The organism is Paenibacillus sp. GCM10012306 (genome assembly GCF_042649265.1).
GTDB lineage: Bacteria > Bacillota > Bacilli > Paenibacillales > Paenibacillaceae > Paenibacillus_AQ.
In genome coordinates this window covers 1-15,272 of record NZ_JBHRYW010000009.1, presented here as the reverse complement: position 1 = coordinate 15,272, position 15,272 = coordinate 1, and the positions used below count along the sequence as shown (strand labels likewise).

12 protein-coding genes are annotated in these 15,272 nt (G+C 49.1%); 6 read left to right on the top strand and 6 right to left on the bottom strand.

Features of this window, described 5'->3' with window-relative positions; translation table 11 throughout:
- Nucleotides 1-168: 168 nt before the first annotated feature.
- Nucleotides 169-1,023, bottom strand: a complete 855-nt coding sequence (locus ACFORK_RS19285; protein ID WP_379201933.1) for an AraC family transcriptional regulator — start codon at nt 1,021-1,023, stop codon at nt 169-171.
- A gap of 84 nt (nt 1,024-1,107) precedes the next feature.
- Between ACFORK_RS19285 and ACFORK_RS19280 the strand changes: the two genes are divergently transcribed.
- Nucleotides 1,108-3,036 (top strand): beta-N-acetylhexosaminidase, encoded by a 1,929-nt coding sequence (locus ACFORK_RS19280; protein WP_379201931.1) that lies wholly within the window; start codon nt 1,108-1,110, stop codon nt 3,034-3,036.
- A gap of 371 nt (nt 3,037-3,407) precedes the next feature.
- Here the strand turns inward: ACFORK_RS19280 and ACFORK_RS19275 are convergent, their stop codons facing one another.
- Together ACFORK_RS19275 and ACFORK_RS19270 are read right to left on the bottom strand one after the other, a co-directional pair.
- The gene (locus ACFORK_RS19275; protein WP_379201929.1) at nt 3,408-4,484 is read right to left on the bottom strand and encodes a Gfo/Idh/MocA family protein; all 1,077 of its coding nucleotides are present in this window, start codon (nt 4,482-4,484) and stop codon (nt 3,408-3,410) included.
- Nucleotides 4,477-4,815, bottom strand: coding sequence for a hypothetical protein (locus tag ACFORK_RS19270; protein WP_379201927.1), 339 nt, complete (start codon nt 4,813-4,815; stop codon nt 4,477-4,479). Before ACFORK_RS19270 ends, ACFORK_RS19275 begins: the two co-directional genes overlap by 8 nt.
- A gap of 112 nt (nt 4,816-4,927) precedes the next feature.
- On the opposite strand from ACFORK_RS19270, the gene ACFORK_RS19265 reads away from it, so the two are divergent.
- Nucleotides 4,928-5,872 carry a hypothetical protein gene (locus ACFORK_RS19265; protein ID WP_379201925.1) on the top strand — a complete coding sequence of 315 codons (945 nt, stop codon included), beginning with the start codon at nt 4,928-4,930 and terminating at the stop codon, nt 5,870-5,872.
- A gap of 71 nt (nt 5,873-5,943) precedes the next feature.
- Nucleotides 5,944-6,183, top strand: a complete 240-nt coding sequence (locus ACFORK_RS19260; RefSeq protein WP_379201922.1) for an NHLP leader peptide family RiPP precursor — start codon at nt 5,944-5,946, stop codon at nt 6,181-6,183.
- Between the two features lie 16 nt (nt 6,184-6,199).
- Here ACFORK_RS19260 and ACFORK_RS19255 read toward each other — a convergent pair whose 3' ends face one another.
- Nucleotides 6,200-8,116, bottom strand: coding sequence for an ATP-binding protein (locus ACFORK_RS19255; protein WP_379201920.1), 1,917 nt, complete (start codon nt 8,114-8,116; stop codon nt 6,200-6,202).
- A gap of 114 nt (nt 8,117-8,230) precedes the next feature.
- Nucleotides 8,231-10,132 carry an ATP-binding protein gene (locus ACFORK_RS19250; RefSeq protein WP_379201918.1) on the bottom strand — a complete coding sequence of 634 codons (1,902 nt, stop codon included), beginning with the start codon at nt 10,130-10,132 and terminating at the stop codon, nt 8,231-8,233.
- A 258-nt stretch (nt 10,133-10,390) separates the two neighbouring features.
- On the opposite strand from ACFORK_RS19250, the gene ACFORK_RS19245 reads away from it, so the two are divergent.
- On the top strand, nt 10,391-11,005 hold the full coding sequence (locus ACFORK_RS19245) for a hypothetical protein (RefSeq protein ID WP_379201916.1): 615 nt from the start codon (nt 10,391-10,393) through the stop codon (nt 11,003-11,005).
- Nucleotides 11,006-11,100: 95 nt separating this feature from the next.
- Here the strand turns inward: ACFORK_RS19245 and ACFORK_RS19240 are convergent, their stop codons facing one another.
- Nucleotides 11,101-12,324 carry an MFS transporter gene (locus ACFORK_RS19240; protein WP_379201913.1) on the bottom strand — a complete coding sequence of 408 codons (1,224 nt, stop codon included), beginning with the start codon at nt 12,322-12,324 and terminating at the stop codon, nt 11,101-11,103.
- Between the two features lie 210 nt (nt 12,325-12,534).
- Here ACFORK_RS19240 and ACFORK_RS19235 point away from each other — a divergent pair, with 210 nt between their 5' ends.
- Together ACFORK_RS19235 and ACFORK_RS19230 are read left to right on the top strand one after the other, a co-directional pair.
- A complete protein-coding gene (locus ACFORK_RS19235; RefSeq protein ID WP_379202411.1) occupies nt 12,535-13,242 on the top strand; it encodes a peptidylprolyl isomerase in 708 nt (235 codons plus the stop codon).
- Between the two features lie 165 nt (nt 13,243-13,407).
- A complete protein-coding gene (locus ACFORK_RS19230) occupies nt 13,408-15,015 on the top strand; it encodes an S-layer homology domain-containing protein (RefSeq protein ID WP_379201911.1) in 1,608 nt (535 codons plus the stop codon).
- Nucleotides 15,016-15,272: the final 257 nt, after the last annotated feature.

Genomic DNA, 15,272 nt, shown 5'->3' with positions numbered 1-15,272 from the left:
GATGCAGTAAAATTCCCTCATGACCTTCATCTCCGCTAATAGTACGTAAGCACTAAAGTGAACTCACTTATATAAAACAAACAGTAACATTGTTCTATAAAAAAAGTCAACAATAAACTGCAATTTACGACAAAGCTCAGAGGAACAAACGGAATTAATGTCGTTTTATCAGACATTTTTACGACATAACAGTGGTGAAATGCCCATGTACTTTTTAAATAACCGGGAAAAATAAAACGGATCGCTATAATGCAGCAGCCCGGCTATCTCCTTCACCTGAAGTGAGGTATTGAGTAGCAGATGCTTCGCTTCGGCCATCTTCAGTCTGTGGATATATTCCTGCAGTGGATACCCACTGCTGCGGCGAACCAGGCGGCGCAACGTAGACATAGAGATGTGGTGCTTCGCGGCAATTTGGTTCAAGTCCATCGTGCCATAGACACAGAAATTTAGGTCCTCCCTGATCTGGGGCATAGGGTCAATCTGGGATGGCCGATTTTTTTCTTCTATTATATATGAACACTCCAAAAGCATCCGTTCGAGACCCAACGCTGCCCGATCGGCGTCCTCCGGCGCGCCCCCTTCCATCTGTCCAAGTACAGTTTCGAAAACCTCCTGCAGTCCCTTGACGCCCTCCGCCTGGAAGACAATACCTCCCGCAATAAGACCTGACTCCAGCCATTCGGCAATACGTGTCCCGCTAAAGTTGATATAGTATTCATCCCAACTCCCGCCCGGAGCGGGGCCGAAGTTGTAGGTACATCCCGGCCTAAAGAAAAACAGACTGCCTTCGCGTACCTGCTGCGCCTTGCCTCCGTTCTCCATATAAGTTCCGCTGCCGGAGACAATATACACAATCGCCCATAGCTCGAATACAACCTCTGAACGAAACAGCGTTCTTCCCGGCAAATGACCCACCTGCCCAACCCGAATAGGCTTCAGCTTCAACCGGGAAGCATCGACCTTGGGATCGATGATGACAATTGGGTAAGGGCTGATCGTATAATCCATGAGCTTGGGCATCGTATGCATTCCTTCCTTGGTTTTCTGGTGTTATCGTAAAAGGGAAGATGATCATATTCTACATGAATTAGAGGTGGCTATGCTATGACTGAATTTGTCTCCCTACAGCTTCTTCCCCATCCCAAGTCCCTGAACGTGTCCGAAGGGACCTATGTCCTTCCGGCCAACGGTCGAATCGTTATTACTGATCCCACACCAACCGGGATTCTGCCAGCTGCGCGTAAACTTCAGCTGTTGATTACACAATCCTTGAATTTCGAGTTGGCTTTGTCCATTGGCACCCGGTCGACGGTTCAACCGTCCTTCGTATTCAACTATGATCCTGCTCTCCCCCCACAGGCATATGAGATTCATTCCGGAGTAACTGGTGTCAATGTGACTTACAGCTCTCCGCAGGGAGCTTTCTATGCCGTAGCAACATTGAAACAAATTGTGAAGCAGACCGGAAGAAGCTTTCCGTTCCTTTCGATCCGGGATGAACCGGACTTTGGCGCACGGGGGCTCATGATTGATATCAGCCGGAACAAAATTCCGAAACTTGATACCCTGTTCAAGATCGTGGATCTGATGGCAGATCTGAAGCTTAATGAATTGCAGCTATATATAGAAGGCGCGCCTTATGCCTACGAGTCTTTCCCTCAGGTCTGGGAGCTGGAAACTCCAATCAGTGGCGAAGAAATTCTCCAGTTGGATGCCTACTGCAAGGAGCGTTATATCGAGCTTGTGCCTAATCAGAACAGCTTCGGGCATATGGAGGGTTGGCTGACTCGGCCGGAGTTCAATCACCTGGCTGAGATCCCGGAAGGCTTCTCACTACCTGAGAGCATGTACTACAGTGAATTTTATCCAAATGGATTGCCTATGCATCCTGGAACCTTCAATACGGAAGACCCTGAAGTATTAGAGCTGCTGGAGAAAATGTACGACGATCTGCTCCCCTACTTCAGCTCATCCAAATTCAATGTAGGCTGCGACGAAACCTACGAGCTCGGGCTTGGCAAAAGCAAGGCTTTGGCGGAGGAGCAAGGCAAGGGGACGTTGTACCTCTCTTTCCTGCAAAAGATTCAGGAACTGGTGGAAGCCCGCGGCAAAACCATGCAGTTCTGGGGTGATATTATTATTCAGCATCCCGAATTAATCCCACATCTGCCGAAGAATATCATCGCTATGGAATGGGGCTACAGTGCGGAGCATCCATTTGAAGCAGATACACTGAAATTCCGGGAGGCAGGCATTCCCTTCTATGTCTGTCCAGGAACAAGCTCCTGGAACTCTCTCACCGGGCGTACCGACAACATGCTGGCGAACTTGCGTAATGCCGCTGTTCACGGCAAAGCCAATGGCGCTATCGGCTATCTCATTACAGATTGGGGCGATCATGGACATTGGCAGCAGCTTCCGGTCAGCTATGCTGGATTTGTCTACGGTGCAGCAGTTGCCTGGAGTGTTGACGATAATCTGGAAGCACATGTTGCGGAATATCTGAATCAATTCCTCTTTGCGGACCAATCCGCAAGTATTGGACAGCTCCTGCTAGATCTCGGCAACTACTATACGCTGGAAGCAACCTATCACGGCAATGATTCTGAATTGTCCATGCTGCTGCGCAGCGATTTGGAAAATCTACGGATTATCGGGAAGCTTACTGCTAAGCATTTCGACAAGCTGGAAAGCTATGCTGGAGAGCTCACAGCACGGATCGAAGGACTGGCGCTCCAGTCCGAGGATGCTGAGCTCGTGCTGCGGGAGCTGCGCAGCGGGGTACACTTCATAAGCCATGCGGTGCAGCTCGGTAGACTGAAGCTCCAGCTGGCAGCGGGCCGGGATCAAGTGGACCGCGGCCTGCTCGCCGCGCAGATCCATGATCTGGATCTGCTGCTCCACGAGTACCGGTTGCTCTGGACGGAGCGCAACCGGCCGGGCGGCTTGGCGCTAAGCACCGCCAAGCTGGTCCGCCTGCGCGGCCAGTACGCAGCGCTGGCCGCAGACCTTGCGGAGACGGCACAAGTGTAGCCGTGCCGCATGCCACAAGCTGTGCCTGAAGCTTCGGCACAGCCATACAAAAAAGCAGGCCAGCCTCCCGTGTTCGGAGGCTGGCCTGCTTGTGCAGCTGCAAAGCTATCTTGCTGCGCAGATGCGCTTTTGTACCGCTGCACAGCACCATCTGCCTCTACTTTCAGCAGATGCGCTTTCGTTCCGCTACACAGCGCCATCTGCCTCTACTTTCAGCAGATGCGCTTTCGTTCCGCTACACAGCGCCATCTGCTTCTACTTTCAGCAGATGCGCTTTCGTTCCACTGCATAGCGCCATCTGCCTCAGCTTTCAGCAGATAGCTTGCTTCATAGACTGCCGCAGCGCACGGCAGTCAAACTGCAGCTCAGCCTTACAATGCCCAAGGCTGAGTTACAGAGGTCACAGCTGTGCCCGTGGCGACAGCCTGATCCAGCAGCAGGGACAAGTAATGATCCTGGCTGCCTTCGGCCAGGCTGTAGAAGGACGGGCCGCCCCGCACATAGTCGGCCATCCGGGCTAGGCTCTCCGCAATCGCGATCTCATCATCCGTGAGCCGGGCCGGGATAAAGGAATTGCGGTACAGCCATTCTCCGTCTGCCGCAATTCCTTTAAGATAAAAGCCTTCCAGGTTCCCGTTATGTCCGGCATCGATGCGGCGCAAATTGGTATATAGCGGGTTGTCAAAGCTCTCCAGCCAAGCAACTTCATGATTGACGATCTCCCCGCGGTCACCACGTACAAGCATCCGGTTACTGCGGATCCAGGAGAAATATTGCTCGCCTGTGAAATCGAACACGCCCAGCTTGTTCCCGAAATCGAAGAAGGCGATCTTCTGGTCCGCTTCCACCGTCTCTTCCGCTGCCGGAGGGCCGCTACGTTGCGGTCCGTTGATAATCGGAGAACGGAATTCCCGGCCGCTGATGGTGACATTCTGAAAATCTATGCCCAGCAGCTGCCGCATCAGACTAATGCCATGATACCCATGTGCGGCAGAGACCTGAGCCTGACTGATCTCCCCAAGCCGGCCGGAGCGGGCCAGTGCAATTCTGGCTGCATGCATCGGCTGGAACAGATATTGCTCCGCAACCTGGATTTTGGCCGCAGCCCCGCCTACCATCTCCCAAAGTTCGATCAATCCTTCCAGATCTGTCGCAGGCGGTGTTTCCGTTAGCACAGGAATCTGTGCCGCAGCAAGTCTTCCTATAAATGACGGAGCAACCTCCCGGCTCAGAGAAACTACCGCGAAGGAATATCCTCCTGCCGCGATGAACTGCTCTAAATCTGTATATACAGTAACACCCCAATCCTTGCTCAAAGCCTCAGCCTTATCCTGATTACGGACATACATGGCTCCGACCGAGAAATGTTCCGGTAGCGCTTTCGCAATTCTTAAAAAAAACTCAGCTCGCCAGCCGCCGCCAACCAATCCAAATACAACCTTATCCATGTTCCCCACCTCTTCCTTTATTCTCTGTTCCGTTACGCCGCTGCATGAGATATTCCCAGCGCAGCTCTTCGTATTGATTTTCAAGCATTACCCTTTCCTTGCGCTCCACTGCTTCACGCTTTTCGGCCTCTTCCCCACCCTCATCATCTTCTTCAATCCTCCAGAGATCGGTGAAGAGATAATCCCGAATCTCTACAATTTTACCGTCCTGGCGGCCTCCCCTCCAGAACAATCCTGCGGAGGAACGCCATAGGGTTCGTCCATCGGGTGTCATGGCTTTCTGGCCAATCCGGATATTCATTAGCATTTGCCCGAAAGTATACCATTCCATGGTCCTAGTGTCTCCTAAATTAAGATTGAAATCACCATAACAGAAAGCTATAATCAGGACAAACGTCCCATTTTATTACATAATATTTAAATTTATTACAGGGGGTGTGCCTATGGACTGGCTTTATGCTTATGAAGATGAGCTTCGCATGGTATTTGAGGACAGCAAGCGTACCATCTCTGCATTTCCAGAGCCGCTACAAGGACAGGGCATGTCCTACCTTGACCATTTTAACGTATTTACTGCCGGGAGTCACAAGAACTATATCTGTTATCTACTGCCCTTCTGGCTGCGGGATGGCTACGGTCTACCAGTAGAGGTTACCCGCCAGATGTCACGGGGCAATGTGTTCCTCATGCTCTACTTTTTTATTCAGGATGACCTGATGGACAGTCATGAATTCTCCGCTCGTTTGAATTTGCCGCTAGCCAATTTATTCTATGTGGAATTCCTCAACATTTACCGACACCTTTTCCCAACAGATTCCCCTTTCTGGTCGTTTTTTAGCCGCTATATTTCCGAATGGGCCGACAGTGTCAGCAATGAACGCACAGGTGATTACTTCAACAACAATCGGGTAAAAATCTCCCATAAAGCCAGTCCGCTCAAGCTCTCCAGCACCGCCGCCCTGCTTCTGACCGGTCATGATGAGATCGTGCCTGCATCCGAGGCGATGATCGATGATGTATTGTTCACCCTGCAAATGCTGGATGACTACGAGGATTGGGAAGAAGATTGGACAACTGGCAGCTATAACTGCCTGCTCGCCCTCGCGCATAGGCACCGATCAGATGCACAGAACGAGCTCACCCTCGGGGAGGTCAGGAACTTCATTTTTACGACAGGGGGAATGGAGATCTTCGCTAATATCGCAAGGGCTACCGACGACAGACTTTCAGCCTATGCGCTGAATGCTCCTCATCTTTATGCCTTTCATCAATTGTTATCTGAAAGTTTAGACCAGATTTCTGCCGCAATCGAGGAGGAAAAACGCCTTTTGCAGGGCGGAGGACTCTCATACTGGATCTCCAAAAATATGACAGATATGCATAAATAGTCATAGAATTAGAGTAGGCCCTATGCTATACTGGTGAGGAAAATATAACCATTTTGGGAAGGGTGATTATTTTGTCAGAAGCTATTCTTAGAAGTCAAGTGATTCAAAAGGCATGGGAAGATCCGGGTTTCAAACAAAGACTGCTTAGCGATCCAAAATCAGCTATCCAAGAAGCTCTCGGCATCATCATCCCTGACAGCGTTACTTTAAAGGCAGTAGAGGAAGATTCCAATGAATTTTATCTGGTCATTCCTCCAAATCCGGCTTCCGGTGCCTTAAAGACCGACGTTAAACCACTTGGTTCCTGGTAATTCACCAAGATCAACTTCATAAGGAGTGGGAAGCATCCGGACGTTCTGCCAGCGGCAGTGTCGTAATGGATACGGTTCCCGCTCCTTTTTTGCTAGAGAACACAATGTCCCCCTGCATGGCCTCAATAATACGAAAGGTTACCATCAGCCCAAGTCCAGTTCCCTTCGTCTTGTTAGAGAAATACGGCTCTCCCAACCGGCTCAGCACCTCAGACTCCATTCCCTCCCCATTGTCCTTTATATGAATGTGCACCTGGTTTCCTTCTCCGTATGCCATGATCTCGATGTGACCATCTTCACCCATAGCCTCGATACTGTTCTTGATAATATTGATAAAGGCCTGCTTGAATTTAGAGGAATTCCCCTTCACCCACAGCTCACCATCGACGTTCAGATCCATCTTCCCGTTACTCAAATGGCATAGAGGCAGCATGATGCTCTCGATATGTTGAAATTCCTCGTTCAGATTCAGTACGCTGACCTGTTCGAATTCCGGCTTTGCAAAGGTCAGAAAATCAGTAATGATATTGGAGGCCCGGTCCAGCTCACTGATAGCCATCGTCAAATATTTCTTCTCGGACCCGTGCGATTTCCCGTTAAGTAGCTGGAGAAATCCTCTTGTTACCTGAAGTGGATTGCGCACCTCATGTGCCACAGAAGCTGCCAGCTCACTGATGATTCCCAGTTTCTCCGAACGCTGCAGCTCATTGTTGAACAACTCTAGCTCCTGCGAATATTTGATTACCATTTGGTGATTCAGCATCAGCCGATAACCCAGAATGACAATCAGAGACAGAATAAATACGACTAACGCCCACTTCCAATAAACTAAGTCATAGTCTCCCCTTTGGACATAATACCAGATCAGTTCAACTACCCCGGTAAGCGCCGCTGTACCGAAACCAATGGCAAAAATAATAGCTTCTTTATTACCCTTGGCCGAATAGATGATGACACAGGCAATGAGCAGGATAAACTGAGTAATGAGAATAAGTCCAACAATATCTGTGGAGATAAAATAATAGAACTTCACAAAGCGATTCCCGGATAGCTCATTGATCACAAGCCAAGCCAGGCAGAATAGAGAGTAGACGACCTGAAATTTGCGAAACCGCCGGATTATAGCATACTTGCCACTTCCGAAGATTCTCTCAAACAGGAAGGTCAGCGAAGGAAGCAGTGATAGGAGAGCCACATCCAGCATAATGATACTTACATTACCGAGATAGCTGTAAAAGGTATAGATAAACGGAGAATAGGTAATAGATAGCACACCTGTGGAGGAAATTACGATGGCCAGGGCCACGATCGTTGAGAAATACGTCCGGTTCAGATAAAACGCACATACAAATAGAACCATTGCTACAAAAATAAAAGCGCTGCCCAAAATAACATCCAGCAGTCCGTTCTTGACATAATTGTCGATCAGTTCGCTGTGTTCAGCAATGATCACTTTATTCTTGATGCCAATTCGGTCCTGCAGCGTCTCCGTCCATATATATAACATCTTCCCGCTGTCTCCACTGCTTAGCGGTAGTAGCAACGAATAGTTGTCCTTGATAAACGAGCGGTCTCCTTCAAAAATAAGCCGGTTATCCACGAACACCTTGACATGCAATGCATACAGAGTGTCAATGTAGATCGCAGGCGAGGTAAAATGCAGCTCCGGGATGATCATACGGCTCCAGGCAACGGAAGTACCCGGCGGCTTCTCCATCCTGTTTTGACTACCATCCACGGTTTTCCAGTGTTGGCTATCTGTGATTTCCGAAGGTACTTCTGTCCCTGGGTTTGGTGCACCCGCTCCACTTTCCCATTTCATCTGCCACTTGGTAATCTCATACGGTGCTCCAGAATTTGCCGCAGATGCCAGCAGAGAACTGCTGATCATCAGAAGCAGGCAAAGTGCTGCTGTTATATGAAGACTTTTCACAAAGACTCGCATTCAAGCACCTCGCGGGAAATAATGAGAAACTCATTTTTGTTCTTATTTCTATTTCGCGTAAGCGGCCGCCCAATCCTTTAAATATGGAATAAAAAAATACAATTATTCCGGTCCGGCCGCTGGAAATTTAATAATCACTTCTGTGCCCTCGCCCTTCTTGCTCTTGAATTCCAGAGTTCCCTGCATCGCCTCAACAATACGGAACGTTACCATAAGCCCAAGTCCCGTCCCCTTGGTCTTGTTAGAGTAGTATGGCTCGCCCAGGCGGGTCAGTTCATTGACCTTCATCCCTTCCCCATTATCCTTCACACTGATCAAGATTTGATTTCCTGATCTCCAAGCCGTGATGACAATCATTCCGTTCTCGCGCAAAGCTTCAATGCTGTTCTTGATGATATTGATAAAGGCTTGCTTGAATTTAGAAGAACTACCCAGCACAGGGAGACAAGGCTCCAGCTTCAGCTCAATTTCCCCTCCCTGCATGTGGGCGAGTGGAAGCAGAATACCCGACACATGCCTGAGCTCAGCGGAAACATCAAGCTGGACTACCGTCTCCATGCTCGGCTTCGCGAAAGTGAGGAAATCCGTAATAATCAGCGAGGCACGGTCCAGCTCTGCCACCGCCATTTGCAGATATTCTTTCTCTTTCTTACCGGAGCGTTCCCCTAGAATCTGCAGGAAGCCTCTGGTCACCTGCAGCGGGTTACGCACCTCATGTGCCACCGATGCAGCCAATTCGCTAATAATCTCCATTTTCTCGGAACGCTGTAAATCGTTGTTGAATTTCTCCAGCTCACGTGAATACTCCACCGCTTGCTCATGGTTTCTGGCGAACCCTCTGCCCAGAATCACGATCAGCGAGATGATGAATACCACTAGCCCCCATTTCCACCAGTAGAAATGATATCTCTCATTCGTGGCAAAGAATATGAGCAGCTCTGTCAATGAAAGCAGGGCAAAGACGGCGAACCCTGTAGTGAAAATGATGGCATCCGAATTGCCGCGATACGCATAAATCACCGCCAGGGTCAGTAAAAAGACAAACTGAACAATCATCAGGATTCCGACAACACTAACCGTCATGAACCGATAGATCCCATCCAAGCGAAAAGATGTGGCTGCATTCAATATCCAAAGTGACAGACTGAACAAAGAGTACCCGATCTGAAATTTCCGGAAGGGAACAATGAATCTGTTCTGGTTGCCCTCGAATATCCGCTCAAAGTAGAGTGTAAATGTCGGAAGCAGCGTAAATAAAGCCAGATCAAACAACAGCTCTGTCAGCCGACTCTGGCTGCCAAGCACAGTTGGCAAGAGTGGTGAATACACCACAACTAGAATTCCGCAGGATAAAATAATCAGCACGAGCAAAAAAGCGCTGGAGAAAGGCTCCTTCTTGAGAAACAGAGCACACACGATCAAAACGGACGCGATGAAGATAAGCGCCGTACCAACGACAATATCCATAAAGTCCTGTTTGACATAGTAATCCAGCAGTTTTCCATAGTTGCCGACCAGAATATGGCCCTCAATTCCGAGCCCTTTGCTGCCCCCTCCACTGCTCCACAAATATAGCTGCCCACCGGAGGTTTCTCCACTCAGGGGAATCAGAATTTTGTTCCCGCTAAAGTTATTTTTTCCTTGCAATTCATAGACAAGTTTATTATCGAGGAAAGCCTTAATTTCCTCTCCGAACACTTTATCAATTAGTAGTGCTGAATTCTCCGTCAGCTGTGGGACGGTCACCCGTAACCATGCCGCATGGATTCCCTCCGGGGCCGTTGGCCTTGGCGTTTGTTCGATAACTTCTATCCATTCATCGCCCCTGGATGCCGCTGCTTTCATAGCATCAGGTGCAGTTGTATTCTCCCATTTCAGTTCCCAACTAGGCAAAGCTTTGCCTGATGGGCTACCCCATTCCAGGGCGATCCCGATAGGAACGATGGCCGTAATCAGCAACAGCACAAGAACCACCGCCGCTGTCTTTTGTAGTGACAACTTCATCTCGGCACCTCTGTAAGTCGATAGTTGTATGTATAGCTCGTATTCTTCTTAATTTCGACAGCCTTCGAGCTATCCCTCCCTCTGCCTGCAAATAACCTCGAAATTAAACGATTTTACCCCTAATCCGGTTAATCGTAGGCCAGAATGAATATATTATGGATGGAGCTGTCCACCTGTCGGATCACGATTCACACCCTCATGGTAGGGTAAAAAATATACATTGGTATCTCAAACCATGTTAAGGGAGCTGAAAATGGTATGGGCAACGAATTCAATAAGACAGAAGCCGACTTCGCCTACGAGCGATATCGTATAAGCCGTGATACCTATCCAGAAGAAGACATTCCTACAGACGTTATTCGTCCTGTTGGAACTATAACCACGCGGAACAACAACGGAGAGTCTACCCCTAAAGATCGGGTGGCGCTGGAATCGGCGCTTGCCACCCACAGCCGCATCGGGTCCATCCCCGTTGACTTTGATGGGATCGTCGACGAAGGAGCAGACCCCGTATTGGTCGGGGATGAATATTTGGCCGCGGATATTGGCCTGAACGTTCCTGAGTCGGAACTTCCCCAAAGAGTAAGTCGGGAGCGCCAGATTATAGCCTCTCCAGCACCAGAGCGGGATGATCTGCTGGAATCCGACGCTGTGCAGGCGGCCAGCGCTGCGGGCTTGACCGGAACAACCATTGATTATGCCCATGAGAACAAGGCTTCAGCGGAGATCGACTACGATGAAGAGGAACCGCTGCAAGACATCCCGGACGCAGATGATCTGGAAGCGGGAACACCTATCGATCCTGTCTCTCCCTCTCTCGATGCCATGCCTGGCATCGATGTATTGAATGGTTCACAGGGAGAAGAAGACTAAGCATTCTTATCTCCATGAAAACCAAACGCCGCCAGACTCCCTGTCTAGGCGGCGTTTATAGGATAGGCAACCTATTTCCATCACACTTCATCTAATTATTGCGGTGAAGCGGAAGTTCGCGGGTGATGAGCCTTCGACAGCTTAGCCTCCAGTCTACGTGATTTCACTAACAGCGCTGCGCCCAGTAGCATCAGCCCATTAATAACGAATACCCAGCGAATCGGAATAAGTCCGCCTAGTAGACCACCAACAATCGGCCCTGCCATCGTCGCCAGCTGCGAAGCAGACTGGTTCAGTCCGAACGCCCGGCCACGGAAGGAAGACTCCGTCACCTGTACAATCATGGCGTTAATGGAAGGCAGCACTCCAGCGTAGAATAAGCCGTAGGCAAAGCGCAGCAGGGCAAATTCTACATAACCCGAGACGAAAAACTGCAGGATATTGCCGATTCCGCCGCCAATCAGGCCGATGAACAGGATCGTCCCGAAGCCCTTGCGGCTGCCAATCCGTCCCCACTGTGGCGCCATCAGCACGGTGGCAATCCCGACCGCGGAGAAGACAATTCCGGAGCTGAGAGACGCATGGCTCTTGGATACGCCCATGCCGAGCAGATAGATCGGGATGAGTGGTTCCAGAATCATCACGGAGAAGGTGCTGATTCCTCCTAGGATCAGAAGGGTGATAAACAGCTGGTTGCTCCTCGCTTCCCTGATATCGTCCCGCACATGGGATCTTGGGGCAGAGCGGTCAATGCTCCGCTCATGAGCAAAAAAGGTGGCCGTCAGCGCCGAGACCAGAACCATCACTGCTGAGAACAAGAATGCACTACGGTTCCCGGAGTAATAACTGACCACACCACCGATCAGCGGCCCGATGATGCTACCAGTCGCCCCTGCTGTAGACATGATACTGAGTGCATACCCCGTCCGCTCTTCAGGCGTATTGGTCGCAACCATGGCGATGGCCGCTGGAATGAACCCCGCTAGCAGCCCCTGAAGGATACGCACAAGCAGAAAAACGTATGGATCATGGACAAAATAATTAATCAGATACAACGCGGCCAAACTGAATCCTGAACGAATCAGCATCGGCTTGCGACCGTATTTGTCGGCCAAAGAACCCCAGTACGGTGCGATCAGAGCACTGGCCAGAAATGTAATGCCAAAACTGAGACCAGACCAAATCTCCAAATGATTACTTACGCCAAGCTCATCGGATAGAAAAATAGAGAGGAACGGAATCGAGATCGAATATGCCGTACTACAAAAGAAAACTCCTACCCAAAGCACGACCAGGTTCCGCTTCCATGAAAAGTTCATCCGGTACACGTCCTTTCAGCTTTTTCCTTGGAAGCATCCTACTATTGTAAACCTCTTTGCAACAGGTGCCAATCCCCAGCCTGGGACAAGCATTTTTTTGCATGCAGCGGGACAAAGAGGTTATGATAGGCTAAGACAATGATTATTCAAACTAAAGGAGAGAACGAACAGGTGAAGTTGACAAGAAAGAATCCCGCTATCCTTCTGGTAATGCTATCTTTGCTGTTGATTGTTGTATCCGGTTGCGGCTCGAAGCCAGCAGGCAATAATAGTGGCAGCGCTTCTGGTAATCAAACGGGGAATCAAGCCAGCAATACATCGCAGGAAACAGCAGCTCCACAGGAAACCAGCACTCCGCAGAACAATGCCGAGGGCAGCGGGCTTCCCTCCGACACGGCGAGCCATCCTGTAGTCACCATCGAAATGGCTGACGGCGGCATCATCAAAGCCGAGCTGTACCCTGAGGTTGCTCCCAACACCGTCAACAATTTTATCTCCCTGATCCAAAAGGGCTTTTATGACGGAACCATCTTCCACCGGGTCATTCCCGGCTTTATGATTCAGGGTGGCGACCCTGACGGCACCGGTATGGGCGGACCTGGTTACAGCATCGCTGGAGAATTCTCCGGCAACGGGTTTAATAACAACCTGCTGCATACGGAAGGTACCTTGTCGATGGCAAGATCGCAAGACCCGAATTCCGCAGGCTCCCAGTTCTTCATCATGACAGCTGATGCTCCACATCTTGATGGAAGCTATGCTGCATTCGGCAAGGTCACAGAAGGTCTTGAAGTGGTAGATGCCATCGTGAATCTGCCCCGCGACAGCTCTGATCGGCCAGAACATCCACCAGTCATGAAGAAGGTTACGATCGATACCCTTGGTGTCACGTATCCAGAACCACAGAAAGTACAGTAGTAATCTTTTAATCTACAACATACCCGGCAGTTCGTTAGCGGTAAATTACCGTGAGCGCTGCCGGGTTTCTTCGTTATGGGACATGTAATCTACCAATATCTCATCAATGAATAACGATTCAATCTTTGATACAATTTTAGAATTGATATCAATAGGGGGAATCTCGTGAAGAGCATATTCAGTAGATTCATACTTGCAGCCGTCGTTATCATTTACGCAATAAGCTCCTGGAGCCAGCCTATGTTGGCCGATAAACTGCCACCTTTTGATGATATAAGTACCAGCTATGCCAAAGATGAAATTATCGATTTATATAATAAAAAGATTATTACAGGCACCTCGCTAACAAGCTTCTCACCGGCAAAATCTATTACTAGAGCCGAATTTATAACGATACTGGAACGTTTGCTAAAGCTTGATCCCGTGGCCAGTCCAGTAACATCCTTCACAGATGTAGCGAAGAACGCATGGTATTACGGCTCTATTCAAACAGCTGTCCAGCTGAACCTGGCTACTGGAACCTCAGCCACTACCTTTACCCCCAACCAAGCAGTAACCAGACAAGAGGCCGCTGTATGGATGGCAAGAGCCTTGAAACAAACCAATGGGAATTCTAGTAATCTATCAGCCTATAAGGACAGTAATCATATCGCTACCTGGGCTAGCAGTTCTGTTGCCGCCGTTAGTAAGCTAGGATTAATGAAAGGCGATGACACCGGATATTTCCGACCTACGGAAGCCATAACCCGGCAGGAAGCCGCTGTACTGATTTATCGGGTGTTGCAAAATAAAAACTGGGCTGCAGCACTTGAGCATGCACCAAATGAAGGAATCGTCATCGGTTGGCAGTATGGAACTACCGCAGAATATGAGCGTGATATTTTGAGATCCAATGTGAACACCTTGTCGCCGCGTTGGTATTTTGTAGGGAAGACTGGTGTCGTATCGGATTTAACGGAAACACCGCTGATTTCATGGGCAAAAAGTAATCATAAAAAGATTTGGGCAATGGTCGGTAATCGCTCCGATCAAGAAGCTACACATCAAATGTTGTCCAACACGAACTCCAGAAATACAGCCATTACGCAGCTAGTAGCTATGGTGAGTAAATATGGGCTGGATGGGCTTAATATTGATTTTGAAAATGTAGACGGTGCTGATCGGAAGTATTTTACCGATTTCATTACGCTATTGGCAGAGAAGCTGCATGCCGTAGGGGCTACGTTATCTATAGATGTATCGCCTGATCTTGGAACCGATTGGACCGAGGTATTCGATTATGCTGCGCTTGGCAAACAAGCCGATTATATTGTCATAATGGGGTACGATGAGCATTACGAAAGCAGTCTCTATCCAGGTTCTAATGCTTCGCTTCCCTATATTACAAATGCAGTAGATACTCTACTGAAGGTCGTTTCTAGCAAAAAGGTCATATTGGCGATGCCCTTCTATAATCGGGACTGGACGCTTCAGCAAAATGGAACGGTATCTTCATCACAATATATTACGTTTCCTGAGCAAAATCAGCGGATCAGCACCTATTCCATGCGACCGGTGTGGAATGATGTCTTGGGTCAATATGTTGCCAGCTATACAATAAACGCGATCAAACACACGATTTGGCTGGAAGACGGGCGGTCTCTAACTGCCAAGTACCAAGTTGTTGTTAATAAAAAATTAGCCGGTGTTGCCTATTGGTATATCGGCGGGGAAAGTGCAGATATTTGGACGAGCCTGCGGAATGCAGAGAAATATTATGGTTATGCCTTCTAAAGGTACGAATCCAGAGGGTGGTAGCTGAACTAAGTCGCTACAGGGCGAGGCTTCTTTCGACCACTGTTAAGACCTGATGTCTGGTGAGTTCGAAGTGTAATTAACGACATTTTTGTACCCTAAATCGTCTGCAGCTACGGGTTTGTGGAAATTAAGGACAATATTGCAATTAGAATAAATAGTGGACACCCGTTAACGGACAGACCGATAATGAAATCAGTGGAGGTGTGTTCACTTGGGAGAACAAAGACAACGAT